This is a genomic window from Pseudomonas mercuritolerans (genome assembly GCF_025706525.1).
Taxonomy (GTDB): Bacteria; Pseudomonadota; Gammaproteobacteria; order Pseudomonadales; family Pseudomonadaceae; genus Aquipseudomonas; species Aquipseudomonas mercuritolerans.
Genome location: NZ_JAMSHA010000006.1, coordinates 415,276 through 441,098, shown reverse-complemented (window position 1 = coordinate 441,098; position 25,823 = coordinate 415,276). Strand labels below are relative to the sequence as shown.

15 protein-coding genes are annotated in these 25,823 nt (G+C 62.0%); 9 read left to right on the top strand and 6 right to left on the bottom strand.

Annotated features, from left to right (window positions below; all coding sequences use genetic code 11):
- Positions 1-64: 64 nt before the first annotated feature.
- From ND528_RS19300 to cobG, 5 genes are all read right to left on the bottom strand, one after another.
- The gene (locus ND528_RS19300; protein ID WP_263470938.1) at positions 65-7,225 is read right to left on the bottom strand and encodes a TcdA/TcdB pore-forming domain-containing protein; all 7,161 of its coding nucleotides are present in this window, start codon (positions 7,223-7,225) and stop codon (positions 65-67) included.
- Positions 7,226-7,515: 290 nt separating this feature from the next.
- Positions 7,516-9,216 (bottom strand): precorrin-3B C(17)-methyltransferase, encoded by a 1,701-nt coding sequence (cobJ, locus tag ND528_RS19295; RefSeq protein ID WP_263470937.1) that lies wholly within the window; start codon positions 9,214-9,216, stop codon positions 7,516-7,518.
- Positions 9,216-9,950 (bottom strand): precorrin-2 C(20)-methyltransferase, encoded by a 735-nt coding sequence (locus ND528_RS19290; RefSeq protein ID WP_370695113.1) that lies wholly within the window; start codon positions 9,948-9,950, stop codon positions 9,216-9,218. The genes cobJ and ND528_RS19290 overlap by 1 nt, the downstream gene beginning before the upstream one ends.
- Complete coding sequence (locus ND528_RS19285; protein WP_212615202.1) at positions 9,947-10,573, bottom strand: precorrin-8X methylmutase; 627 nt, start codon at positions 10,571-10,573, stop codon at positions 9,947-9,949. The genes ND528_RS19290 and ND528_RS19285 overlap by 4 nt, the downstream gene beginning before the upstream one ends.
- Positions 10,566-11,864 (bottom strand): precorrin-3B synthase, encoded by a 1,299-nt coding sequence (gene cobG / locus ND528_RS19280; RefSeq protein WP_330221317.1) that lies wholly within the window; start codon positions 11,862-11,864, stop codon positions 10,566-10,568. Before cobG ends, ND528_RS19285 begins: the two co-directional genes overlap by 8 nt.
- A 132-nt stretch (positions 11,865-11,996) precedes the next feature.
- Here cobG and cbiE point away from each other — a divergent pair, with 132 nt between their 5' ends.
- The 9 genes from cbiE (at position 11,997) to ND528_RS19235 (ending at position 20,732) form a co-directional block, all read left to right on the top strand.
- Positions 11,997-13,208 (top strand): precorrin-6y C5,15-methyltransferase (decarboxylating) subunit CbiE, encoded by a 1,212-nt coding sequence (gene cbiE, locus ND528_RS19275; RefSeq protein ID WP_263470935.1) that lies wholly within the window; start codon positions 11,997-11,999, stop codon positions 13,206-13,208.
- Entirely contained in the window at positions 13,201-14,298 is a 1,098-nt protein-coding gene (locus tag ND528_RS19270; protein ID WP_263470934.1) for a cobalt-precorrin-5B (C(1))-methyltransferase, read from the top strand. Before cbiE ends, ND528_RS19270 begins: the two co-directional genes overlap by 8 nt.
- Complete coding sequence (locus ND528_RS19265) at positions 14,295-15,011, top strand: cobalt-precorrin-6A reductase (RefSeq protein ID WP_263470933.1); 717 nt, start codon at positions 14,295-14,297, stop codon at positions 15,009-15,011. The genes ND528_RS19270 and ND528_RS19265 overlap by 4 nt, the downstream gene beginning before the upstream one ends.
- Before the next feature lie 246 nt (positions 15,012-15,257).
- Positions 15,258-15,569, top strand: coding sequence for a hypothetical protein (locus tag ND528_RS19260; protein WP_133337093.1), 312 nt, complete (start codon positions 15,258-15,260; stop codon positions 15,567-15,569).
- Positions 15,570-15,617: 48 nt separating this feature from the next.
- Complete coding sequence (locus ND528_RS19255) at positions 15,618-16,016, top strand: DUF2946 domain-containing protein (RefSeq protein WP_071174272.1); 399 nt, start codon at positions 15,618-15,620, stop codon at positions 16,014-16,016.
- Between the two features lie 48 nt (positions 16,017-16,064).
- Positions 16,065-16,544 carry a copper chaperone PCu(A)C gene (locus ND528_RS19250; RefSeq protein ID WP_263470932.1) on the top strand — a complete coding sequence of 160 codons (480 nt, stop codon included), beginning with the start codon at positions 16,065-16,067 and terminating at the stop codon, positions 16,542-16,544.
- A 21-nt stretch (positions 16,545-16,565) separates the two neighbouring features.
- Positions 16,566-17,012, top strand: coding sequence for a DUF2946 domain-containing protein (locus ND528_RS19245; RefSeq protein ID WP_212615195.1), 447 nt, complete (start codon positions 16,566-16,568; stop codon positions 17,010-17,012).
- 84 nt (positions 17,013-17,096) lie between these two features.
- Positions 17,097-19,217 carry a TonB-dependent copper receptor gene (locus tag ND528_RS19240; RefSeq protein WP_263470931.1) on the top strand — a complete coding sequence of 707 codons (2,121 nt, stop codon included), beginning with the start codon at positions 17,097-17,099 and terminating at the stop codon, positions 19,215-19,217.
- 144 nt (positions 19,218-19,361) lie between these two features.
- Complete coding sequence (locus ND528_RS19235) at positions 19,362-20,732, top strand: PepSY-associated TM helix domain-containing protein (RefSeq protein WP_212615193.1); 1,371 nt, start codon at positions 19,362-19,364, stop codon at positions 20,730-20,732.
- A gap of 62 nt (positions 20,733-20,794) precedes the next feature.
- Here the strand turns inward: ND528_RS19235 and ND528_RS19230 are convergent, their stop codons facing one another.
- Positions 20,795-25,651, bottom strand: a complete 4,857-nt coding sequence (locus ND528_RS19230; protein ID WP_263470930.1) for a DUF4329 domain-containing protein — start codon at positions 25,649-25,651, stop codon at positions 20,795-20,797.
- Positions 25,652-25,823 lie beyond the last annotated feature (172 nt).

Here is a 25,823-nt window from a genome sequence, read left to right as displayed (position 1 = left end):
CAAAACAAAACGCCGCGGACGTTAACGTCCGCGGCGTTTTTTATCGCCCAGGTGAAAGGCCCCGTCAGGACAACTGCTCAACCACCGCTGACAAACTGACAGTGGCATCGCTGCCCTGCACTGCTGCGAATGCCCGCATCCACTGCGTCAAGGCGAACTGGCAGGGGCGACCGGCCACCCTGAGCGCCAGCTCACAGGCACCCTGCTCTTCGGCGTGGCGGACGATCAGCGTGTGGCCACTGTCCGGATCGGCAAACAGCATATCGGCATCGACCTTCGATATCAGAAAATGCCCGCATTCATCCAGATCCAGCACCAGCAGGCCCGGCTCCGCCGCCTGCACTGCCGATGGACGCCGTGCATCGACAACAACGCAATCCAGACGCTGCCAGCTTTCAGTCGAAATACGATAACCCTCCGTGCTCGAACCGAAGGTCAGGATCAACGTGTCCACGCCGTCGACAAGCAATGGCTGCACATCGGTAAGGTCATCGCTTACCTGTAGCGACATGACGTTGTCGTCACGCTGAGCGAAGCTGTTCGGCAACCATAAGCGGTCCGCCGTTGCGGCGCTGAAGATCAACCCGTCGATCGGGTCGAACAACAGCGGATCGGCACCATTGTGCGTACCGAGAAAAGTCGCCCATTTGCCATCGTCCCTTGCGCTCACAACAAAAAGCTTGTCGAGCGCCGGCGCGTAGTACTGATAGCGATCACCGGTATTTTCCACGGGCAGAAACGCAGCATGGGCTTGTCCATCCAGCAGTTGCTTCAGGCGTTCGCGCAATTGTTCAGAGGTCTGTCCGGGAACGTGCGACCAGTGGTTTTCCGTGCCGACAATTCGTGCCGGTTGCCGATCTTGCAGTTGCAGCGTCACGCCGTCTCGCGTGCGACCGAGCAAACCATTGCCGTGGGGCAACACTTCGCTGAACAGCCACGAAGACCAGACCGGTTCGGCCCGTGGCAACGTCTGCCGATGCCGGACAACGCTGGTGCCACCGAACGCCTCGCGGGCTTCTTCGAATGACACCAGCCTCTGGCGCCACAATGTTCCGGCTTCCGCATTCAGCAGCCAGACGGCCTCGCGGTCCGGCGTCAACCCCAACAAGGTCAGCTCGCCGCTACTCCTGGCATCCATCAGTACGAGCTTTTCGTCAATGCACCAGGCGGCCAGAAATGGCTGCCCGGCCTGAGCGTGCAGGCCAACAATCGCAAACGCTGCACCGCTGTATTCCTTGGCCAGCGGCGGCAGCGCTGCCAGCCAGTCGGGATTGTGTTGCAGCCAACGCTGGCTGAGGCCAACGAATTGCAGAACGTTTCCGTCGATTTCGGACAGCCAGTTATCGTCCCTGGCGTTAAGGTCGATTTCGAACAATCGACCATCGTTCAGGGTAGCCAGGTAGCGGTAGCCGATGCGCCTGAGATCGACCACGTCCCTGGCCAGCGCCTTGTGCCAGAAAACGTTGTCGGACAGTTCGATGCCGTGGCTGAGCATGCGGCTTTGCTTGCTGTAGAACAGCAGCGCGGTGCCCGGATCAGACGATGTGGGCATCAGCAGCACTCGGTCTGTGTCGCTGACGGTGTCAGCCCCGAAGTATCGACCGTTACGGACCCCGATCCACGCTCGCTCGAGCAGTTTATCGAGGCAATAAGCTTGAACATGCAGATAGGGCGCGCAGGTCCAGGTGCGGATCGCCGAGGCCATGGTCGTGGCCCCGTCAGCGTAGGCGCGACGTGTCTTCTGGCGGTAGCGCAAAAACGCTGTTCTGGTGCCCGGCTCCGGCTTCAGGAAAGAGTCTTGCAGATCGTCCGTCCACATCTTCATATCTGTGAGCGTCACGGCCTGATCGGTCAGATGAAATTCAAGCGTGGTGCGTACGTTCACGTCCTTTCGTTCAATCAACTGTTGCGAGACACGCAAAGTGCCGTCCGCGAGTTGCCTGAAAGCGGTGATTTTCGTGGCGGACTTGACGCTCAGTAAACGATAGCGGCGCACGACCAGGCCGCTGATCGCATCGACGCGCCAGACCGTAGCGTGATCGGGGTGATAGAACCACGCGTGATCAGCGGTGGCGGCACCCAGCAACAAGCCTTCGTGGACGTCAACCGGTACGTCCCGCGCGTACAACAGGCGCTTTTGCGCGACGTCGTAGTAGGCCGTTGTGCGCAGCGGGCGGGTGGCGGGTTGCAACGGCACGTTGAATCGCTGAAGCGCCAGGTAGCCCGCAGTGAGACGTTGTTCACGATCCAGTTTGCCCAGGCGGGCCATCACTTCGCCTGAGTTGTTGGTATCGCCGAGAGTAACGCAGACCAGGCGCAATGCATTGCGTTGCCAGTCCAGCTCAAACAACTCGCCGCCGGCCAGCTCGATCGTTCCCTCGAAAGCCGACAGCACGATAGCGTCGACCGTCAAATGGCGCCCCGCCAGATAAAGTCGCGCGCCATCACCTTCCGGTGAAGGTGTGGTGCCGAAACTGACCTGCTCGACACTGACCCAAGGCGCATGCACCCGCCATTTGCCGTAACCGGTCAATGTCACCTGCTTCAAACCAGGAGTCAGGCGCAGCTGACGGTGCCCTGGCGGAGCGGAAATTTCGTAGGAGAGTTTCTGCCGCCATTCATCGGGCAGGGTCGCAACCGCTATCTGGCGAACCTGATCATCCAGTTGCACGCTGATCGTCGTCGGTTTGTAGACAGGAAGGAGCTTGTAGAGAATGTGTTTGAGCGACGGCGTGCTGTGCAGGTAAAAGTGCTGTCTGCCGTGTTCGTCATATTCCAGCTTGTCTGCCAGGCGGTTGCGCAATTGCGGGTAGCGGGTGTGGATGCGCTCGTCCAGCTCTACCCTCAGCGCATCGCCCAGCGCTCCCAACGAGTTGAAATGCGAAAACCAGCTCGGCTCGGGACGTTCACTGGCACTGCGCGGTTCGACCTGTTCGCCCGGCAGGGGCTCGTAGACATGGCCGGCACCGCCCAACTGGTATTCGTAGCCGTAGTAACACAGCGGCGTGCAGGGCAACAGCACAGTATCAGCCTGCAGGTTCAGCGCTGCACGCTCGGGCAGGCCAAAGGCCTGGCGAATGTTCAGGGAAAGATGGACCAGTTTCGGATCATCGTTGTACTGCGGCAATTCAAATGGGCCACCGCTCCACGGATAAAACCGCTGACTGTCGAAACGCACCTGTCGGTCTTGCAGATCGAGGTGGGTAATCACGGCTTCGGCCGGGAAGTGCAACACCCCGTCGGTCAACCTGAAAGCGCCTGGCTGATAAGCGTTGTGGATGGCACGCAAATGATTGCCGACCTCGGTGGCCTTGTCGGCGATCTGCCCCAGGTTGCTGGCAATGGCCGTCGCACCGATGCCGACACCCAGCAGCGGCACGGACAGGACAGCCGCCGCTGCGCCCACTGCTCCACCGGCGGCCAGTGCGACAATATCCAGCCCCAACGCCGCGACATTGAATGCCAGCGACGTAGATAAGCGCGAACGCTGCTCGTAATTCTCCGCCAGCGAAAGGTTGTAAATGTCGAAGCCGATGTTGACCAGCGAAAATGCAAAGCCGACACCGGTGGCTGCCGCCCCGAGTACCCGGCCGGCCAGCGCTGACTGGCTCAGGCGCAGTGCCTGTTCACTGGCGGCCACTTGTCGCACCAGATTGATCACCTGAGCGCTATCGCTGACCACGGCGAAACCCAGTTGCGCATAACTGACGTAGGTCTGCACTTGCAGCGCAATCGACAAGGCAGGCACCTGATCGCTGGCCTGGTATTCGCGATAACGCATTTCAGTGATCAGGGTCTGGAGCGCAAAGGCGAAACTCAGGCGGCTGCCGCCGTCAGATTCGCCAGGAGCAGCGGCTTTTGTGGCTTTGACCATTCGTTCCAGATGCTGCTTGAGCTGCTCGAAGCGCGGATCGGCAGTGCTTGCCATTCGTGTCTGATGCGGTTTCTGCGCGTCGGCCAGGGTCAGCGAAAAAGTGCCGTCCGCCTGGGGCTTGAGGGTATCCAGCAGCGGCAGATATTCCCCCCCGAGCGAGTGGGCACTGCGCAACTGCTGCGTGGCATCGCTGAATGCCTGTGCCCAGTAACGCGCATCCACGTGCGCCAGGCTTGCGCCCATCCGCGCGTTTTCGCTGAGCGACCGCTGGCGCGCCAGCGCTTGCCTGGCCCAGACCGAAGCACGGCGCGAGTCGCTCGAAGGCGAGTGCAGAAAAGTGTCCACGCGCAACCCCGACGAGAGCCTGCGTGCGGCGATCATCTCGGTGTTCAGTTCGATCACGTTGAACTTCGCCCCGGCCATGTCGCCCAGTCCATAAAGCTTCGCCAGCGCACTGTCGCCTGCGCCCAGATAACGCTTCACGGCGAGCTTGGCATGGGCACCTTCAGCGAACGCATAGATGGCAAAGTTCGGGTCATAGAAGCGGTAAACGAACTGGCCGTCCACCTGCACTTTGGCCATCAGCAACGCGTGATCACCGGTGTCGAGCAGCAGAACGGTAGACGCATCCTTCGCCTCCAGCGTCTGCATCAGCGTGTCCAGATTTTGCAGGCCGCGCGCCTCACCGATGGCGCTGGTCGGCAAGCTGCGCAGTTCATTCAGCGCACTGAGCAAAGCCCTTGAGCCGGTTTGTTCAGGGTGAATATCTGCCGTGGCGGCACGCCCCACCAGTGTGCGCTCGGCTGACTCGCCTGCCACCAACGCCGCGCCCGTCAACAGCGCCAGCGGGTAACAGCGGCGCCCGGGGTCGCTGATCGTCTGCATCAGCAAATCCTGCGGCAATTGCCTGGCGCAAAGGGCTCCTGCGCCGACGAACACTTCGCGCACCTGCGCGCTGCGCTCAAGGATCCGGGTGCGGTACTCGCGCTGCGCGGTGCGATTGATTTGCCCGATACGTATGCCCCACTGCCGCACCGTCAGCGGTTCGAAGAGCGCCTGGACCTTGAGCTCGCGCGCCGTCAGCAAGGGATGCGCCGCGCCGCGCATCAGGGCGGCCTCGAGGGCCGGCCCCTGGCGCTGACGAATGGCTTTTTCGATGGCGTCAAAACGCGCGAACGTGCCGTCGCCGTCGGTTTCAACGGCAAGCTCGCGGGTAGTTTGCCAGGCAGCCGCGAAGCCCGCCTCGTCGAGACTGGCCGCGCCGAAAATCCCCCCGAGCAGGACCCGTACCAACGGACTCAGTTGCTCCAGCGGCAGCGAGTCGTGGGCGATTCGGCTGAACAATTCGTTGAGATTGCTGGACGTTTCGGCGCCATGGGAAACCGGCAACTCGCTTACCGTTTGCGCACGGATCAACTGACGCGTTTCGAAGCCGATGGAAACAGCATCGGTGAAGGTGATGTCACCGCTGATTTTTTCGCGCATGGCGTAGACAAAAGGTTCGCCCAGGTCATCGATCCATTGCTGCAAGACCGCCGTCAGCAACACCGGTTTACCGCCCACCACCGGCCAGCCCTGCTTGAACGTCAGCGTCTGTTGCGGCTTGAGCAGATCCGCCAGCTGGCCGGTATAACGCGACTTGAGTTTGCCGCTGCGCCATTTCTCCTGCTCATTGGCCAGCCATTGCGTCTCATCGTCATTAACCGTCCAGCCGGAAATCATTTCCTCTTCGGTGAACACGTTGTAGCCGTCAACCAACTTCAGATGATTGCGAATGCCATCGATCTGCTCAGGCAGCAGATACTCTTCAATGTATTTGGTCAACCCGGCTGCGGCGGCACCCGGCCCGGTAAGAGTGATCGTGCTGCGAGCGCCGACTCTGATGCCGTCCTGATAATAGGAATGGATAGCTTCGATGAGTCTGCCAGCGGCGAAATGGATCGTTGAAGCCGGAAACTTCTGCTGCGCGAGTGCTTCATTCACCACGTTCTGAATAACCGCGACCAGCCGCCCTGCGTCTGTCGTATCGATGCTATCGGTAATCACGCGACGCTCGACCTCCAGCAGACAGTCATAATTGAGGCGGATCATCTGCATGTACGCCATGGTCATGCCACTTTCCGCGTGGGCCAGAATATGCGCATTCATTTCTCCCGCCACGGGGATACCATGAGCAGTGCCAAGACGCATCGCATCTAGCGGCGCCGAGTGCTCTTGCGGGGCGACAAAGATTTCGCCAAGTCGGTGTTTATTGCGAGCAAACGTCTGCAACGCTGCCAGATCCGCAGCGGCAATGGTGCCGATTCTGTCGAGATAACGCTGACGATCGCGACCCGGCATCAATGTTTCATCGTTATTGAGCAACACCTGCAACACGCCAATACGTTGTTCTGCGTTGTAACTGCTGATATCGACATCGCCCAGCTTTTCAACCAACGGCGGCAAGTAATCCATGTCACTGTAACGACCGCCCTCCTGGTATTGAGCCTGCAAGCGCACAACATCACTGGCCGCTGCAAAGTTGCCGCGCATGGCCACTTCACGCTGATAGATATCTTCCAGAAAATGCCCGGCAAACTCCCGGCGAACATCACGCAACTGCAAGTCGTCGCCCGCCATTTGCTGATGGGTTTGCAGGCAGTGTTGGCGAAAGTTTTCCAGAGTCGCACGGTCTTTACCGTAAGCGCACACCATCAGCTCGATACGGGCCTGATCGGCGTCGCCTCGCCATTGCGGTTGTTGCAGGAACTCGAACATCTCGCGCTTCAATACCCGCGCACGATCTTCGATCATCTTTGCCAATACAGCGGGCTTGCTGATTGTGTCACCGCCCGATTCCATCGCATCGACTCTGGCGCTGTCGGTAATGACCCGGTTCATCTCGTACGCGAGCAAGGCGTCACTGTCGTACCAGAGACTGAACCGGTAATCCTCGGCGGCCAGAACCTGGCGCCAAATGTTCATGTAATCACGCTGGATACTGCCAACTTCACTGCCGCCGACCCAGACAAAATGCATGATTTTCGGCACTGGCGGGGCTGCGTCGCTGAGCATGCTCACAGTCTTCGTCAAGCGCACCGCATAGCCGCGCAGTCTGTTTGCCACTGTGTAAACGGCCGTGGAGCCACGCGCCGACTTGCGGTTGGCCAAGCGATCAAAACAGGCGAGAAAGAGGGTTATTGCCTGCAGTTTTTCCGCAAGGCTCGCCGCCTGCCCCCCGCGCTCGTATATCTCAACCAGTTGTAAATAGTCGGCAGAAGCGGAGAACTCCTTGAAGTTTCGTTTCAGCGTTGAGAAGTCTTCAGCGGAAATGAAACCCGACTCGCCAACATACTGTTCCATGACACCCATAAGACTTCACCTGATTCAATTAAAGAATCCGAATGAAGTTATGCTGTCGGCGAGGCGACTTCAAAAAGCACAAGACTCAAATAATTTCCCGGGAAACATACACCAACGATGTAGTTGCTTATGCGCATGATCCGGAAATATATAAGTTCATGCTGGGGTTATTACTCGCACGCTGTCAACAGCCTGACCAACGCTTGCAGCGCTCAGTTGAAGACTGAAGAACCTGCCAGTGATGTTTGACTGGATGTCACGCCGAGGCAACTTGTTTACAACTTGCCTCGGCGCCAGGTTCAGCAAAGCGGCTTGTCCCCGTACCAACGCGGCGTATAAACCCAGTCACCGCCCCCGGCACGAGCAAACGTGCAGGTGGTCGAAGAGCCGATCAGCACCATCGTGCGCATGTCCACCTGTTCCGGCGTCAACGCGCCCAGCGTCGTGGTGCGCAGCGTCTGCCCCGGTCGGCCGATGTCCCGACCGAGCACCACCGGTGTTTCAGGCAAGCGGTGCTGCGCGACGATCTCCAGCGCCCGGCCCAACTGCCACGGGCGCGCCCGGGAAATCGGGTTGTAGAACGCCAGGGCCAGATCCGCTTCAGCGGCCAGATCCAGACGTTTCTCGATGATCGACCACGGCTTGAGGTTGTCCGACAGCGACATCACGCAGAAGTCGTGGCCCAGCGGCGCACCGGCCTGAGCCGCTGTGGCCAGCGAGGCGGAGACGCCCGGGAGGATTTCCAGATCGACGCTGTGCCACGCCGGATCGTCCGATTCGTGCAGGGCTTCGAGCACCGCGGCGGCCATGGCGAATACGCCCGGGTCGCCCGAGGAAACCACGATCACCGAGCGGCCTTCGGCGGCGAGCCTGAAGGCATGGCGGGCACGCTGCATTTCTTCACGGTTGTCGGTGCAGTGCTGCACCTGATCGTCGCGGAACGGGCCGGCCATGCGCACGTAGGTTTCATAGCCCAGTACATCGGTGGCGCGGGCCAGTTCGGCTTTCACCGCGGGCACCATCAGTTCGGCGGCGCCGGGGCCAAGACCAATGACCGCGAGGCGACCACGCGGGCGGCCGATCTGCGCGACGTCCAGCGGTTGCTCGGCAATCGCGATCGCCAGATGTTCTGCGCTGATCACCTTCGCCGCAGGCACTGCAACTCGGGCCAACGCCTGAGGATCGTTTTGCGCTGCGACGAAGCGCAGCGGCACGCCTAACTCGAGCGCAGCCTCGCGCAGATTCGATGCGGCCATTTCAGCGTCCGCTGCCACCAGACACGCCAGTGCCGGCAAGGCCACGCTGGCCTGGTGCAACGCAGCGCGAATGGCGTTCGGCAGATCCGCCACGTCAGCGCTCACTGCCACCGCCACACTGCGCGGGTAAATCAGCAATTCATCGGCGCTGGCCACCCGCTGCGCACTGCTCACATGAATCGACCGCTGCGCCTGCGGATCCTGCGGCAACTGCGCCTGATCCAGCCACGGCGCCGCGCCTTCGATGCGCACGCTGTGCCCGGCGAGCAGATCGGAAACGAAGCGTTTGCCCGATTCCAGATCCGCCAGTGCATAGCCGCTCGGCGGATTGAGCAGGCAGGTGCCAAAGCGCAATTCGCCGCTGGTGGTGATCGCCGGCGCGACTTGCAGCGCCGCCGCAATCTCCCGGGCCATGACGTTGACCCCGCCGAGGCCACCGAGCAACGGCACCACCGCGCTGCCGTCTTCGGCCACCGCCAGCACGGCGGGTTCGGCGCCTTTCTCCAGCAACAGCGGCGCCAGCGTGCGAATCACGATGCCGGCCGCGCACAGGGCAATGATCGGCGTGTCCTGTTGATACAACGCGCGCAGGGTCGCGCCGAATTCCTGATAGTGGCTGTCGGCGCCTTCAACCCGTCCGGCAAGGCCATGGACCTGCGCCGCCGGGTAGACCTGTTGAATGCGCCGCGCCGTGGCGAGGCTGCCCTGGCCGAGAATGACGATGGCGGGAGTCGCTTGGCTCATCAACCTTGCCACCGTTCGCCCGGGACGATGATCAGCGAGAAGTACGGCGAGGACATCGGCTCGACCTGATCCATCGGCACGATCTTCTGATTGGCCATGGTCGCGCGCTCGACATACAACGCACGCTCGGCGAGGCCGAGTTCCTCCAGCACCTGACGCACCTTGGGAAAGTTGCGCCCCAGTTTCATGATCACCGCCGCATCGGCATCGGCCAGACGCCGCTTCAGTTCTTCGTGAGGCAGTACGCCGGAAAGTACCGACAGGCTCTGATTGCGATACACCAGCGGCGCTCCCAGCACCGAAGCGCCGCCGAGCATCGAGCACACGCCGGGCACGACTTCAGCCTCATAACGGCTGGCGAGGCGGTCATGCAGGTACATGTAGGAGCCGTAGAAGAACGGGTCGCCTTCGCAGATCACCGCCACGTCGCGGCCGGCATCCAGATGCTCGGCGACCGCCACAGCGGCTTCGTCGTAGAAATCGCTGATGACCTGCTCGTACGACAGCGGTGCCGGCAACGCCTCGGTGGTCACCGGGTAGACCAGCGGCAGCAGATTCTGCGCCTCGACCAGATGCGCCTCGATGATGCCGAACGCATTGCCCTTCTTGCCCTTGGCCACGAAATACGCGACCACTGGCGATTCGCGCAGCAGGCGCAAGGCTTTGACAGTAATCAGCTCCGGATCACCGGGGCCGACACCGAGGCCGATCAGACGTCCTTTGGCCTGCATCATTCGATCTCCGTGGCGAGGGCATTGACGGCGGCGGCGGCCATGGCGCTGCCGCCCAGGCGACCTTGCATGATCACGAACGGCACGCCGCGACTGTCGGCGGCCAGTGCCGCTTTCGATTCGGCAGCGCCGACAAAACCCACGGGGAAGCCGAGGATCAGTGCCGGTTTTGGCGCGCCGGCGTCGAGCATTTCCAGCAAGTAGAACAGCGCGGTTGGTGCGTTGCCGATCACCACCACACTGCCTTCGAGGTGCGGGCGCCACAGCTCCAGCGCGGCGGCCGAGCGGGTGTTGCCCAGCTCACGGGCGAGCTCCGGCACACTGTCGTCGCGCAAAGTGCAGATCACTTGGTTATTGGCCGGCAGGCGCGCGCGGGTCACGCCTTCGGAAACCATCCGCGCGTCGCAGAGAATCGGCGCACCGGCCGCCAGTGCATCGCGCCCGGCCTTGCCCGCGCCCCCGGAAAACTGCAGACCGTCGACGGCCTCGACCATGCCGCAGGCGTGGATCACCCGCACCGCGAGTTTTTCCAGATCGGCGGGGATGCGCGCCAGATTGGCCTCGCGGCGAATGATCGCGAAGGAGTTGCGATAGATCTCCTGACCGTCGCGGATGTAATCAAGCATCAAGGGGGCTCCGGGAGCGGGCGTCGAGCAGGGTCGCGGCCGCTTCAATAGTAAGGTTGCAGGCGTGCAGCGTGCCGAATCCGGGCTGTGCTGCATCGCGAAAATAGAGGTCGTAATGACCGGGGGCGACGGCCAGCAGCGTGGCTGGCGCGCAGTGGGCGGCGGCGCAGGAGCGCGAGCAGCCCGACAGGTGCACGCTGAGCCCTGCGGGCAGCAAAGGTGCCAGTTGCCAGGCATCCTGCTTGGTGTCGGCAAGGCCTTTGCCGCAGCCATCGGCGCCGGTGCAGGCGATCAGGCGAGCCAGTGGTTCGGCCTCGGTCGTCAACAGACCCAACGCCCGCAACTGCTCAAGCACGTTGTCGGTATCCGTGGCTTTCACGTTCGGCAGCAGCAGGCTCTGCCACGGCGTGAAGCGCAGACTGCCATCGCCAGACTGTCGGGCCAGTTGCGCCGCGCCACGCAGCATCGCCGGATCAAGTCGGCCCAGTGGCGGCACCGCGCCGACGTAGCAACGACCTTGCGTGTTTTGCTGATGAGCGCCGATGTGCAGCGCGTCTGCCGACGTCGGGCGCTGCCAGTTGCTGATCGCTTTGAGCGATACGCGCTCGCGCAATGACTCAAGAAACGCGAGCCTGGGCAACTCGTCGAGCAGATGGCGCATTCGTGTTTGCTCTGGTTGGGCCAGGTCGAGGAACAGCTCCAGCGCGGCGACTACCAGTGCGTGAGCGTTGTCCTGAGTCACAGCGCCGAGAGGGCGATCGGTCGGGCAACCGGCCAGACCGAATGCCCAGAGGATTTCGCCGTCACGCTCGAATGCCGACAGCCACAGATCATGCGGATGCTCGAGCATTGCCAGTGCTTCGCCGCCATCGAGCTGCACGGCGAACTTGGCGCTCAACTCATGGAAGCGCGGATGGCTTTGCAAGGTGTCGAGGATTTGCCCTGCGAGCGGGCGCGTGTCGATCAGCATCTGCCGATCGATGCCGGCGGCCGGGCTGAGCATCAGATTGCGCACATCATCGCCGGCGGCGTTCTTTGGCCCGAGGCCAGCGGTCAGCAAGCGCTCGATCAGCGCCGCCGATTGCGCACCGATGCCGCGAATCTGCAGGTTGCCGCGATTGGTCGCCTCGATCGCGCCACTGGCAAACTCCTCGGCGGCAGCGGCCACCGCATCGGCCTGATCGGCACTGATCGAACCGCCATCGAGCTTGATCCGACAGATACCGCCGTCCAGTGCCTGGACGATACGCAGCAACCCCGGGCAGGCCGAGGGGCGTAAGGCGGTGGACATCGGGCGTTCGTTCAAGGGGCTGACCGGTTGCGTGGCAGAGGCGCTTCGCGGGCGAAGGCGCGGTATTATGCCTGCTTTGTCCGGCGGCATGAAAAGTCTGCCCGTCGGAACGCCACGTTTTGAGGAATATAGATGTCACCCTGGCTGACGATCGTGGGAATCGGTGAAGACGGCTTCAAGGGCCTGGGCAAGAACGCCCGGCGTGCTCTGCTGGGCGCTTCGCGGATCGTCGGCGGCCAGCGTCAGCTGGACCTGCTGCCGCCGTGCATTGGCGGCGAGCGGCAATTGTGGCCGAGTCCGTTTTCCCTCGCGCCGGTGCTCGAATCGCGTGGCGAGCCGGTCTGCGTGCTGGCCAGCGGCGATCCGATGTTCTACGGCGTCGGTGCCAGCCTGGCGCGGCAGGTGCCGAGCGCCGAGATGGCGATCGTCCCCGCCCCTTCGTCCTGCGCATTGGCGGCGGCGCGCCTGGGCTGGCCATTGCAGGAGGTGACGGTTGTGTCGCTGGTAGCGCGTCCATTGGCGGCGCTCAATGCACACCTTTTCAGCGGCGTGCGTCTGTTGTTGCTGAGCAATGACGGCAGCAGCCCGGCCGCCGTTGCGCAATTGCTGCGCGAGCGTGGTTTCGGCCCAAGTCGCATGTCTGTGCTGGAGCATCTGGGCGGTGCCGCCGAGCGGCGGATCGACCGCAGCGCCAGTGAATGGGACGATGCGGCGGTCGCCGACCTCAACGTCGTCGCTGTCGAGTGTCTGGCCGACCCCGGTGTTGCCGGCCTGTCGCGTCTCGCCGGTTTGCCCGATTCGGCGTTCCGCCACGACGGTCAGTTGACCAAGCGCGACGTACGCGCCATCAGCCTTGCCCGCCTGGCGCCGAGGCCCGGCGAACTGCTCTGGGATGTCGGCGCTGGCAGCGGTTCGATCGGCATCGAGTGGATGCGTGCGCACCCAAGCTGTCGGACCATGGCGGTCGAGGCCGACGAGGGCCGTCAACAATTGATCGAACACAACCGCGATGCGCTGGGCGTACCCGGCCTGCAACTGATTCGCGGCAAGGCGCCGCAAGCGCTCGATGGCCTTGAACGTCCCGACGCTGTTTTCATCGGCGGCGGCGTCACCCGTGAGGGCGTATTCGAAACCTGCTGGGATCAGCTCAAGCCCGGCGGCCGATTGGTGGCAAACGCCGTGACCCTGCAAAGCGAAGTCACCCTGATGCATTGGCGCGAACAGTACGGCGGTGAGCTGACGCGCATCCATGTCGCCCAGGCGCAACCGCTCGGCGAGTTCGATACTTGGCGTCAGGCATTGCCGATCACCCTGCTGGAACTGGTCAAACCCCTCGATGCGTGACGAAACCGCCGAACAACCCGCGCCCCTGCGCAGCGGCCTCACCACCGGCAGCTGCGCCACCGCCACCAGCCTCGCCGCCGCGCGCCTGTTGCTCACCGGCATCGCTGCCGACGCGGTGCACATCACTTTGCCCAAGGGCAAACAGGTGCAGATGCGCCTGGAGTTCTGTCGCCTGAGCGAGGGCGGCGCCGAAGCCGGGACGATCAAGGATGCCGGCGATGACCCTGACGTCACCCACGGTGCACTGCTTTATTCACAGGTGCGACTGTGCGCCGAACCGGGGATTCGCTTCAACGCCGGTGTCGGCGTCGGCACGGTGACCCGACCCGGTCTGGTATTGGCCGTCGGCGAGCCGGCGATCAATCCGGTGCCGCGCAAAATGATCAGCGATCACTTGACCTTGCTCGCCGCCGAAACCGGCTACGGCGCCGGCTTCGAGGTCACAGTCAATGTCGAGGGCGGCGCAGAACTGGCGCTGAAAACCATGAATCCGCGGTTGGGCATTCTTGGCGGCCTGTCGATCCTCGGCACCAGCGGCATCGTCCGGCCGTTTTCCTGCGCCGCTTACATCGCCTCGATCCATCAGGGCATCGACGTGGCGAAAACCAACGGCTATCTGCACATCGCCGCCTGCACCGGCAACGCCAGCGAAGACACCATGCGCCGGGTCTATGACCTGCCGGAAATCGCCCTGATCGAAATGGGCGACTTCGTCGGTGCGGTGCTCAAACATTTGCGCAAAGTGCCTGTGGATAAACTCAGCCTGTGCGGCGGCTTCGGCAAGATCAGCAAACTCGCCGCCGGGCATATGGATCTGCATTCGCGGCATTCGAGCATCGATTTGCCGCAGCTGGCCGAATGGGCGGCGGCGATTGGCGCGGATTCGGCGTTGCAGCAAGGCATTCGCGAAGCCAATACCAGCCAACAAGCCTTGGCCATGGCCAGTGCGGCTGGCATTGCTTTGGGGGATGAGGTGTGTCGCCATGCGCTGAATTTCGCTCGCAGCGTAGTGCCGGCGCAGGTTCAGGTCGAGGTGTTTGCCATTGATCGTCAGGGCGGGATAGTCGGACATGCCGGAGGTTTTGTATGAAGCGGATCTTGCTGCTCGGCGGCGTGACTGAAGCGCTGGCGATTGCCCGCACGCTCGGCCCGCAACATATCTACAGCCTCGCCGGCGTTGGCCGGGTGCCGAGCGATTTGCGCTGCCAGATTCGGGTCGGCGGCTATGGCGGCGCTGAGGGTCTGGCGCAGTTCATAGCCGATGAAGGCGTCGATCTGCTGCTCGACGCTACACACCCGTACGCCGCACAAATCAGCGCCAACGCCGCCCGCGCGGCACAGCTCGCCGGCATCCCCTGCTGGGCCTTGCGCCGCCCCGCCTGGCAACCGCAAGCGGGCGATGACTGGCGTGAGGTGGCTGACTGGGCCGAACTGATCACAGCGCTGGAACCGTTCCACCGCCCGCTGTTCACCCTCGGCCGCGAACCGCTGCAACACCTCGACGAAATCCCCGCCCACCAGTTCTGGACCCTGCGCGCCCTCGATGTCTATCCCGGCAACCCGCGCTGCGAAGTGATCGGCGCACGCGGCCCGTTTTTGCTGGAAGACGAGCGAGCGCTGTTCGAGCGCCGGCAGATCGATGTGCTGATCAGTAAGAACAGCGGCAGCACCGCGACTGAGCCGAAGCTCGAAGTGGCGCGAGAGCGGGGAGTGCCGGTGCTGGTGTTGAAGCGACCGGGGTTGCCGGGGGTTGATCAGGAGTTTAAATCAGTCGCTGAAGTCCTCGTTGCCCTTTCCCACTGAATCGGCACGGCCCTTTGTGGGAGCGAGCCTGCTCGCGAAGACGTCAGCACCAGTAGCCTTCCATTGTCTGACACAGCGCTTTCGCGAGCAGGCTCGCTCCCACATGACTCCGGCTCGGCGGAATTTATGTCTCGATTCCTACAACCCGGCCAGACACCACCCACATCAATTCAGAACAACACCGACTTTCAGCGTTCAGGCACACCACCTACCCTTCGGCCTTTGAACCCAAAGGCGTGATATTCAATGTCCGAGAAATTTCTTCGTTTTGATGTTCGGGACTATCTGAAAACTCCTGCCGATCTTGGCCAGTACATCGAAGGATGTGCACTGGAAGATTCGGGCGATGGGCAACTTAACCGAGCAGCAGGTCGAGACGTTATGCAGACCATACGAGCACGAATAGAGACCGATGCGGATTTCGCCCAGGCATTGCGAATCGAAGCCGCTACACTCATTCACAACGGCGAAATCGAAACGGGGCGCAGACTGTTACAACTTTTGCAGCAAGCACTGCGACACCAAACCGCACGACGCTTTTTTACTTATCGGCCCTGATCAGGCTAAATGGGCCGCGCCTGATCGCCCACCCAACGGACCTGTCCCATGAACCGACGCCGGTTAGCATTTGCCTGGATCGCCTGCCTTGCAGTGCTGTTCAACATGCTCGCCATGCCGCTGAGCGGGGCGATGGCGCAGGCGGCCAGTTCACCGGCCGAGCAGATACTCTGGAGCAGTTTCTGCACCGGCAGCGGCATGAAGATGGTGGCGATCGACATCGGTGCCACGGATCAGAAGGCCCCGCAGAACGACAGCCATTCGAACATGCAGCACTGCTGGTGTTGCTCAGGTGGGGCGCCATTGCTGGCGCTGCCGGGGCATTCGCCGCAGCTGTATTTCGCCCAATTTGAAAGCAACCGCAGCGTTGCGCCCGCCTCCCTGCAAGCCCCGACGCCGCGCCAGCAATGGCCGAGTCTCAATCCCCGTGCTTCCCCTCTGGTCTGATTTGTTCGCGCCAAAAATCCGCGTTTCAAATCGTTCTGGAGAACTGCCATGTTGAAGAAACTCTTCGTCCTCGCTGCGCTGTTGTTGCCGGCGTGCTTCGCCCATGCCCATGAATACAAGGCGGGTGCGCTGGAAATCGCCCACCCGTGGTCGCAGGAACTGCCGCCGAATGCGCCGACCGTCGCCGCCTACTTCATCATCCACAACACCGGTAAAAGCGCCGATCGCCTGCTCAGCGTCGACTCGCCCATCGCTGCCCAAGCGCAGTTGCACGAGCACGTGATGCAGGGCGATCTGATGAAGATGCAGCAAGTACCGAGCGTGGAAATCCCCGCCGGCGGCACCGTGACCTTCGCGCCGATGGCTTACCACGTTATGCTGCTCAACCCGACTGATCGCAACCTGCTCAGCGACGGCAAGCGCTTTGCGATGACTCTGCACTTCGAGAAAGCCGGAGATGTCACCGTCGACGTCGCCGTGCAGAAAAAACCGCCGGAATCCGCTCAGGGCCACGTCCACGCTCAGTAACCGACCCGGCTGACTTCGCCCATGCGCCCGTTGCGCGCCAGGCCCGTCCCGCATCACCGTCAGACTCAAGCGCTGACGCGTGGCAGCTGGATCGCCCTGTTCGCCATGTTGATGATCTTCATCGGTCCACTGATTTCTCAGTCGATGCCGATGGATCAACACGCCTCGACATCGATGCCAATAAGCATGGACATGTCGATGGACATGCCCGGCATGGATCATAGCGGCCATGCAGCCCAGCCTGCGGCCGAGCATTGCCCGCCGCAATCCTCGCATCACGTGCTGTGGGAAAAATGCGGCTATTGCAGCCTGCTGTTCAATTGCCCGGCACTGACCGGCGGCGGCGATTTCGTCGCTTTCAATATCCCGCCACCGAACACCTTCACCCCACCCTCCCCGCGTCTGGGCCATGCCCGCCAACCCTTCTTCCCCGGCGCCCGCACCCGCGCCCCGCCCATCGCCACGTAAACACGCACCTTTGATTGCACACGGTTGAGAAGACAGCTCCAGGCTGCCGGCCGTGGTGTTTACGATTGTTCGATGGAAATTGTCATGTCCAGGTTTATTGCTGTCCCCTGCGCGGAATCCGCCCGCGCGCACTTTGCCCTGAATGAATCGCGGATTCGTTGCAGGCACGCTATTGCCGTCCTTTGCGGCGTACTGCTGACACCGCTGGCGCTGGCCGACGATCACGCCGGCCATGAAAACGAACTGAGCCCGACGGTGATCACTGCCATCGCCCCAAGCTCGCCACTGACGATCGTCACCAACCCCAAGGATCCGCGCCAACCGGTGCCGGCCAGTGACGGTGGCGATTATCTGAAGACCATTCCCGGCTTCGCTCTGGTGCGCAATGGCGGCACCAACGGCGATCCGGTGCTGCGCGGCATGTTCGGCTCGCGCCTGAATATCCTCACTAACGGCAGCATGATGCTCGGCGCTTGCCCTGGCCGGATGGACGCGCCGACTTCGTACATCTCGCCGGAAACCTACGACAAGCTCACGGTGATCAAAGGCCCGCAGACGGTCCTCTGGGGGCCGGGCGCATCGGCCGGTACGGTGCTGTTCGACCGTGAGCCGGAGAACTTCGGCGAACTCGGTACTCGCGTCAACGCCAGCATCCTGGCTGGCTCCCACGGCCGTTTCGACAAGGTCATCGATGCCGCTGCCGGCGGCCCTCAGGGTTACCTGCGGGTGATCGGCAACACCGCGCATTCCGACGATTACCGCGATGGCAACAACGACATCGTCGCCTCGCGCTACGACAAGTGGAACGGCGATGTCGCACTGGGCTGGACGCCGGATGCCGACACTCTGATCGAGCTCACCGCCGGCAAGGGTGATGGCGAGGCGCGGTACGCCGGGCGCGGCATGGACGGTTCGCAATTCCTGCGCGAAAGCCTTGGCCTGCGCTTTGAAAAATCCAACATCAGCGACGTGCTGGAAAAACTCGAGGCGCAGGTGTACTACAACTACGCCGACCATGTGATGGACAACTACACCCTGCGCACGCCGTCCGGCACCGGCATGATGGCCGGGCCCATGGCGTCCAACGTTGATCGTCGTACCCTCGGTGCACGGATCAAAGCAACCTGGCGCTGGGCTGATGTTCAGCTGATCACCGGTCTCGACGCACAGACGAACGAGCACCGTCAGCGCAGTGCAATGGGCGTCGATACCTACAAGCAACTGCCGTACAGCAAGGACGCCGATTTCCATAACTACGGCGTGTTCAGCGAAATGACCTGGTACGCCGCCGAGCGTGATCGCTTGATCACTGGCGCACGGGTGGATCGCGCTTCGGCCAAGGATTACCGGCAGACCACCGGGTCGGGGATGATGTCCCGTCCCAACCCGACCGCCGACGACACCCGCGCCGAGACCCTGCCCAGCGGCTTCATCCGTTACGAGCATGACCTCGCCGACAGCCCGACCACGCTCTACGCCGGCCTCGGTCACGCGCAACGCTTTCCGGATTACTGGGAGTTGTTTTCACCCAAGTCCGGCCCGGCAGGATCGGTCAATGCGTTCGACTCGATCAAACCGGAAAAGACCACGCAGTTCGACTTTGGCGTGAACTACAAGAGCGCCGACCTCGAAGCCTGGACCTCGGGTTATATCGGTGTGGTACGCGATTACATCCTGTTCGACTACACCCCGGGAATGATGGGCATGAGCACCTCGCGCGCCGAGAACATCGATGCGCGGATCATGGGTGGCGAACTCGGTGCTGCCTACAACCTCACCGACAACTGGAAAGCCGATGCGACCCTGGCCTACGCCTGGGGCAAGAACAGCAGTGACGGCTCGGCACTGCCACAGATGCCGCCGCTGGACGCGCGTTTCGGCCTGACCTACAGCCAAGACAACTGGAGCGCCGGCGCACTCTGGCGAGTGGTCGCCGCGCAGCACCGCATCGACGCGAACAAGGGCAACGTGGTCGGCAAGGATTACGCCCAGAGCTCCGGCTTCGGCGTGTTCTCGCTCAACGGCGCGTACCGCATCAACAAGCACTGGAAGGTCAGCAGCGGTGTCGACAACCTGTTCGGAAAAGCCTACGCCGAGCACCTGAACCTGGCCGGCAACGCCGGGTTTGGCTACCCGGCCAATGACCCACAGGCAATTAATGAACCGGGGCGCACGCTCTGGACCAAAGTGGATATGAGTTTCTGACAAACACCCATGTGGGAGCGAGCTTGCTCGCGAAGAGGCCGGCGCATTCAACAGTGATGTCGTCTGGCATGACGCCTTCGCGAGCAGGCTCGCTCCCACAGGTAACAGACAACGAAAAGAACCAAGCCAAGCGGAGCACACGTGATGCAAAAGCCTCAACCCAATTTCTACAACCTGGCCTGGCGCTGGCATTTCTATGCCGGGCTGTTCGTCGCGCCGTTCATGGTGATGCTGGCCCTGACCGGGATCATTTATCTGTTCAAACCGCAGCTCGATTCGCTGATGTACAGCAGCCTGCTCGAAGTACCGGTCGGGCACCACACAGTGCCGGCCGATGACCTGCTGCAACGGGTGAAAGCTGCCTATCCGCAGGGCCAGGTCACCCAGTACCTGCCGCCGGTGAATGCCCAGCGCAGCGCGCAATTCGTGGTGAAAAACGCAGGTCACGAACTCAACGTATTCGTCGATCCGTATCACGGTGACATCCTCGGCGAGCAGGATGCCAAGCAGAATCTGCAAGCCATCGCCCGCGCGATCCACGGCGAGTTGATGATCGGCACGGTCGGCGATCGGCTGATCGAAATGGCCGCTGGCTGGGGCGTGGTGCTGGTGGTGTCGGGGCTGTTTCTGTGGTGGCCGCGCGGTCAGGCAGCAGGCATTCTGTGGCCGCGCCTGAGCAGCCGCGGTCGGCTGTTGTGGCGCGATCTGCATGCGGTCACCGGGTTCTGGGGCGCTACATTGCTGCTGGTGATGTTGCTCAGCGGCATGACCTGGACCGGTTTCTGGGGCAAACAATATGCGGCGGTATGGAACGTGTTCCCGGCCGCGATGTGGAACAACGTGCCGACCTCCGACGTTGAAGCGCGCAGCCTCAACAGCGCCACGCGCCAGACCGTGCCATGGGCGATGGAGAACACACCGATGCCGATGTCCGGCGACCACGCCGAACACATGAATCACGGCAATGCCCATGCCGGCCCCGCTGCACCCGAAGTCAGCCTGCAGGATGTGCAGAACATCGCCAGCGAACGCAAGGTCGAACCCGGCTACAGCATCACCCTGCCGACCACCGCCACCGGCGTGTTCACCATCGCCGTATTCGCCGATGACCCGCGCAACGACGCCACCCTGCATATCGATCAGTACACCGGCAAGGTCCTCGCCGATGTGCGCTTCGAGCACTACGGCACCGTTGCTCGCGCTACCGAAATCGGCGTGATGCTGCACGAAGGCAAGATGTTCGGCACCTTCAACCAGATTGTCGTGCTGCTGATCTGCCTGATGATTCTGCTCAGCGCCGTCAGTGGTGTGGTGATCTGGTGGAAGCGTCGGCCTGAAGGCAAATTCGGTGTGCCGCCGCTGCGCCATGACCTGCCGAAGTGGAAAACCGGCGTGGCGATCATGCTGGTGCTGGCGGTGGTGTTTCCGCTGGTGGGGGCTTCGCTGGTGGTGGTCTGGTTGCTTGATCGCCTGCTGCTGTCGCGTGTTGGCCGGAGTGCGCCGGCCTCGACTTGAGCGATGCGCCATGAGGAGCGGCCGCCAATAGCGGCACGCTCCCCGGAGCCAGCCGCGGCGAATTACAACTCGTCGCGGATGCGCACCGTGCCTGGCGACGATGGCTGCTTGCGCTGCACCTTCCAGGCACGTCCCATGCGCCCGGTCTGAGCCCAGTAGTAACCGGCGACCAACACCCGGAACTCGCCCAGCGCCATAAGCCGGGAAACGAATTCGCCCGGACTCAGGTGGCTGGTCCATCGGCCGTTCTCGAAAAACACCGACCGGGTCAACAGCAGATCACGCTCGGCAGCCGAATAGGAAGGCGTGTATTTGAGCAGGACATTGTGCGGCGTCGAATAGAAATAATGCCGAATATCGAAGCCCCTGTTTTTCAGGTCGTGGGAATGGGCGTATACGAGCTCTGGCGTCGCGAAATTGGCTCTGATTCCCTCTGCGTCCGGCACCAGAGTGGTGTTGCCTGAAAGGTGCATCTGATGAGCGGCGATCGGATGGTAACCATCGGGATAACGCGGCGCCGGGTGCTGCCAACTCACCGAAGAGTCCGTCGACTTCCGGAATATCCGCGCCAGCGGGCTCGGATCCTGCGCGGACCAGGCGATGGGTTCGAGCGGTACAAATTGACTGGCGACCGCTGGCGCCAGAATTGCACTCTCGTAACCGACGTCGAGAATGGCCTCGGCCGCTCGCTGCTGTGCATAGCGTGCAGCGTCGTCGGGGTGATGGAAAACCGGGCCGAGTGCCGGGACGGGATTTTCTCGCCAGCGCTGCTCAGCGCTGACATCGGCCTGGCGCGGCTGCCAACTGTCATCCACCAGGCCATGTCTGGACCAGTACTCACTGCTCTGGATCACCTCGAGCCGGCCCGCAGCTGCCATTCGGCGGATATATGCAGGAAAGTCGAACGAGCCTTTGGCGATGTCTCGCTCATCGTTGGCGGCTTGTACCGCAGAGACAAATGCATTGGGGCGCAGCTCGATCTGCCCGCGGCGGTCGTAGAACTCGCCCGGCTCGAAGGCATGCAGTTGCAGTTTCAACAACGCCCCGTCGGCGCATGAGAAGTAGATCGGCCGATAACCCTGTGGGGTATTGGCTCGAACGCAGACTGACAGAACATCATTGGGCAGCAGAAAGACCTCGCGCACGTCGCCGGATCGCGCGCCCAGTGGCGGTAGCGGTGCCCGCAGATAAATCGCGTCGAGCGCAAAGCCCGAAATCAGCTCACCGTTTTCGAACACGCGATCAAGGGCCAGCGCCGAGCCCTGAACTTCGACCGGCAAGGTGGCGAGGCATACGCCTTGCTGGTTGCGCAAAAGGTAGCCGAAAGTCTGGGTATCCCTGCTGACGGACGCGTCATGAACATATTGGGCGGCAGCGTCTGCCTGCACGAACAGTGCACTGCAGAGCGGCTTGCTCAAGGCCTTGTCATACTCTCTGGCCGGCAACAGATCTTCGGAAAAAGGTGCCCACACCGATACCTGTCGCGGCAACCCCCAGATCTCGCTGCCCTTGATCACTTGCAGATGCCCGCCCTTGGCCAGGGCATTGATCCATTCAACGGGCTGCAGATGTCTGCTGCGCAAGCCCTGCTTGATCGCTTTCGCATCGACGGCCGCGAACCGGTCGCCCTGGCCAAGCAACTGCGAAAACAGTTCGGCCTGCGGCTGATACCTGAGCACTGACCCGTCCGGAGCAAAGAGAAATTCAAGCAAGGACGCCGGTTTGTAAGCAACCAGCGAGCCGTCTGCCGTAACCCGATATTCCTCCCTCACCCCGCGTTTGTTGAAGGCCGACTCCAGCACATCGACGGTAAACATGTTCAGGTAGATCTGTTTCTGGACGCGCGACAGCACCAGCGAGGCCTCTCGGACGGCGCGCGACCGATAGCGCGCCACGATGTGGCAACCGAGCGGAAAAAATCCATAGGTCCGGCTTTCCTCAGGGCAGATTTCGAAAAGGTCGAAATCTTCACGGCTGACTTCAATCGGCGCAGTCGCCACGAAGCGCTTGTCGGCCGTCTCCAGGATTACCCCGCCGAACACCCGGTCGCTCACTGCAGCGAGCAGGGTTGCAGCATGCATAGCAGCATCGTCAGCCGTCAGAAAAACCGGCCCCAGCCAGCGCCGCTGCAGGTGTGCGTATGGCTGCCAGGTCACCCCGACGAGCCCCGTTCGGTCCCAGCACAAGCCAGCATGCATCACCGAGAGTTCGCCACTGTTGGCCACCTCGTGGACGAAATCGCTAGGCACCAAGTGTCCGGACGCCAGATCGCTCTTGATCGTGTCGAGCGTGCTCTGCGACGTGGCGTCATAAAAGAGTTTGCTGGACGGGCTTCTCGCATATTTCAACAGCGCACCGTCGCACGTTGCGATATAGAGGGCTACCGGAAGCTGCGACGCCACAACCGGACGCCGACGTCCGTAATACATCGAAGTGGTGAGATTGTCCGGCGAGATGAAGTAATGGTTGAGCCAGTCATCCGGCGTTTTCCTCGGGTCATCTGAACGACGGTGCGAATACCAGCTGGCGTACAGATCGAAGCCCTCGGGAAACTGATACCACGGCTCCGATCTTCGCGCGGCAAACAGGCTGTTGAGTTGAAACAGACTGCTCTGCCCATCGCTGACGGGAATCAGCTCCGTGGCAATGTACTCTTCATTTTGCCGGTGTTTGAGGATGAACCCGAAGCAGGCGTTGACCTGCTCTTGCCAATGCCTGGCGCGTTCATGCTGACTCTGTGCCACCTCGTCGGCTGAAGCGAACACCGCACCGTAGGCCACCGTTTCCGGTCGGCGCCACGGCAACGGCAATGGCAGCATCAACTGAGGCGCGGCGATCGCTGGCGGGGTCAGCCCAGGCAATACCGGCGTTGGAAGCACAGGGTAGTCCGGGGAAAACGGATGAATCACCGGCCAGACCGGCGCGTCGGGCGCGGGCGGCGCTTCACGCACCGACCAGGTCGAGGCGATCCGGCCGCGATAGCCCCACAATGGGTTATCGACCAGGCTGGTCAGCCGACCGGCCGCCGCTTGCTCACGGATAAAATCCTGCGGCCGCTTGCTGCCATTGCCCAGTTCCGTGGCGAGGGCACCGGGATGCCGGCTGGTTCCCAGACGCCTGCCCAGTTCCGCAGCGGGCGCTGAACCGTCGGCCTCAAAGCGCAGCAGACTGTCCGCAGCGGCCGATACATACAGGACAATCTCATCAAGCAGCACCCGCCGGACTTCCTCGACACTGAGCATCTGCAGACTGAGCACGGCTTCGTGCGGGGTCCATTGCAGATAATCGACCTCCACCGGTTCCAGTTGCGACACGGCAACATGGGACACATAGCGCGCGTGCAGGCGATGATCATCCGGAAAAATGGCCCGTCCTTGGTTGTCGTGGGGATAAAGCCGCCCCTGGCCGAGCACATCGATATCGCCTGGCAGCGGTTCGGTGACCACGAAGCGTTGATTGCTGCATTGGAAAATGTAGCCCGCAAATTGCCGGTCGCGGCGATTGCCGACCGCTTGATGGGCATAACGCGCGGCATCATCGGACGTCAGAAATTCCCGGCTCAACACTGGCCAGGTGAAATCCGGATACGGCGTCCATTGCAGATCCAGCACCCCGAGGCGAGACCACAAGGCACTGCCGCGTAGCACTTGCAGCCTGCCGGCGATGATCAGCATCGACACGAATTCGCGTGGTCGAAGTGTTCCGCTCGACAGTCTCGCCTCGATGCCGCCATCGCTGACGGTTCCGTCGGGATGCTCCTGACTGAAGGCCGCTTCGACCTGACTGCCGCTGAAGGTGTACTTCAACATGGCGGTGTCCCTTGCCTGCATGTACAGCGAAAGAGGCTTGCCCGGCGCCGCCAGAGGTAATGCGCGGCGCCGACGGGCGATCGCCAGCGCCACGTCCTGCGGCGCAAAAAAGTTCTCTGCCAGCCATTGCTCGGTCGCGGGCGCTCGCGCCGGATCGGGCCGCGATGCGAAGTAAAAACCTTCGAGCACGTAGCCTCGCGGCAATCGCAACTGACCATCGCCAGCTTCGGGAAAAACCTTTGCAGGATCCCAGGATGTCGCTTGTGCAGCGCGCGCGTGGGTCGCTACATACTCCTCGCTCGTGCTTTTCTTCAGCAGCAATCCCGACCTCTGTGCGCCACGGGATTTCAATGCCGCCAGCACGGCGCGTTCAGGATTGACGCAGACCCGGGTCATCAACGGCATTTCGGTGATTGTCCCGGTCGAAAAAGGCGTGCCGGCCTTCCAGTCCGCAGGTACCCGCCCCACCGAGTGCCCCCAATCGGCATTCGACACAATGACCTTGAGCTCGCCGACCGTCGCCAGTTTGTTGATCAGCCCCATCACATCGTTGATCGCTGGAGGCCGACCGGACGGCGCGCCGGACTGATGCCAGAGGACGTATGCGCGCTCCTCCGGGGAGCCGCTCGACACATATTTGAGCAGGCTGCCGTCAGGGCCGGAAAGATAGGCGCTACGGAAAAAATCCCGCGCTGACACATCACCCAGAAAGTCGCCTGCAGAATAGAAACTGATGAACAACCTGAGCAGCATTTCATCCTGACGCGGATTGCCATTGCGGAACTCGTCATGCAGTGGCGGATGGCTGTGTACGCTGGCGATGCATCGGTAGCCCAAGGGATGGCGCAGCTCGCCGAGCACCCCGCTTTCGAGAATGGAGCCAAATTCGAAACTTGTGGCTTCGCCCGCGATGGGTGAGGTCGCCAGGAACTTGCCGTCGGGACGTCGCAGAATCACGCTGCCGTATTCTTTGTCCGGGTTGAGCGGGATCCGTGTATGCACCCAATAGGCGGCGTCTTCTTCGCTCAGGAACGCCGGGCCAAGGGGGGGCAATTTGAATTTTTTCGGAGAACTTGCGGCGCGACCGGAACGCCCAGACACATCATTCATAAAAACCTGCGCAGAAAATCGGGATGAGCAGACGAGTGTGTGTCGCAGCTGCCGTGAGGCTGCGGTACATGTTTATCGTTTCTGTAACGGCGCCGCTTGCGCGCCCCAATCTGGCGCACCTCTGCGCACCATCGCCCATAGCGCGTGCCCTCATGGTGCAAGTCTTGAGAGC

Coding starts and splice junctions, on each gene's coding strand:
- ND528_RS19300 (WP_263470938.1), bottom strand. CDS start 7,225: ATGGGTGTCATGGAACAGTATGTTGGCGAGTCGGGTTTCATTTCCGCT.
- cobJ (WP_263470937.1), bottom strand. CDS start 9,216: ATGAGCCAAGCGACTCCCGCCATCGTCATTCTCGGCCAGGGCAGCCTC.
- ND528_RS19290 (WP_370695113.1), bottom strand. CDS start 9,950: ATGATGCAGGCCAAAGGACGTCTGATCGGCCTCGGTGTCGGCCCCGGT.
- ND528_RS19285 (WP_212615202.1), bottom strand. CDS start 10,573: ATGCTTGATTACATCCGCGACGGTCAGGAGATCTATCGCAACTCCTTC.
- cobG (WP_330221317.1), bottom strand. CDS start 11,864: ATGTCCACCGCCTTACGCCCCTCGGCCTGCCCGGGGTTGCTGCGTATC.
- cbiE (WP_263470935.1), top strand. CDS start 11,997: ATGTCACCCTGGCTGACGATCGTGGGAATCGGTGAAGACGGCTTCAAG.
- ND528_RS19270 (WP_263470934.1), top strand. CDS start 13,201: ATGCGTGACGAAACCGCCGAACAACCCGCGCCCCTGCGCAGCGGCCTC.
- ND528_RS19265 (WP_263470933.1), top strand. CDS start 14,295: ATGAAGCGGATCTTGCTGCTCGGCGGCGTGACTGAAGCGCTGGCGATT.
- ND528_RS19260 (WP_133337093.1), top strand. CDS start 15,258: ATGTCCGAGAAATTTCTTCGTTTTGATGTTCGGGACTATCTGAAAACT.
- ND528_RS19255 (WP_071174272.1), top strand. CDS start 15,618: ATGAACCGACGCCGGTTAGCATTTGCCTGGATCGCCTGCCTTGCAGTG.
- ND528_RS19250 (WP_263470932.1), top strand. CDS start 16,065: ATGTTGAAGAAACTCTTCGTCCTCGCTGCGCTGTTGTTGCCGGCGTGC.
- ND528_RS19245 (WP_212615195.1), top strand. CDS start 16,566: ATGCGCCCGTTGCGCGCCAGGCCCGTCCCGCATCACCGTCAGACTCAA.
- ND528_RS19240 (WP_263470931.1), top strand. CDS start 17,097: ATGTCCAGGTTTATTGCTGTCCCCTGCGCGGAATCCGCCCGCGCGCAC.
- ND528_RS19235 (WP_212615193.1), top strand. CDS start 19,362: ATGCAAAAGCCTCAACCCAATTTCTACAACCTGGCCTGGCGCTGGCAT.
- ND528_RS19230 (WP_263470930.1), bottom strand. CDS start 25,651: ATGAATGATGTGTCTGGGCGTTCCGGTCGCGCCGCAAGTTCTCCGAAA.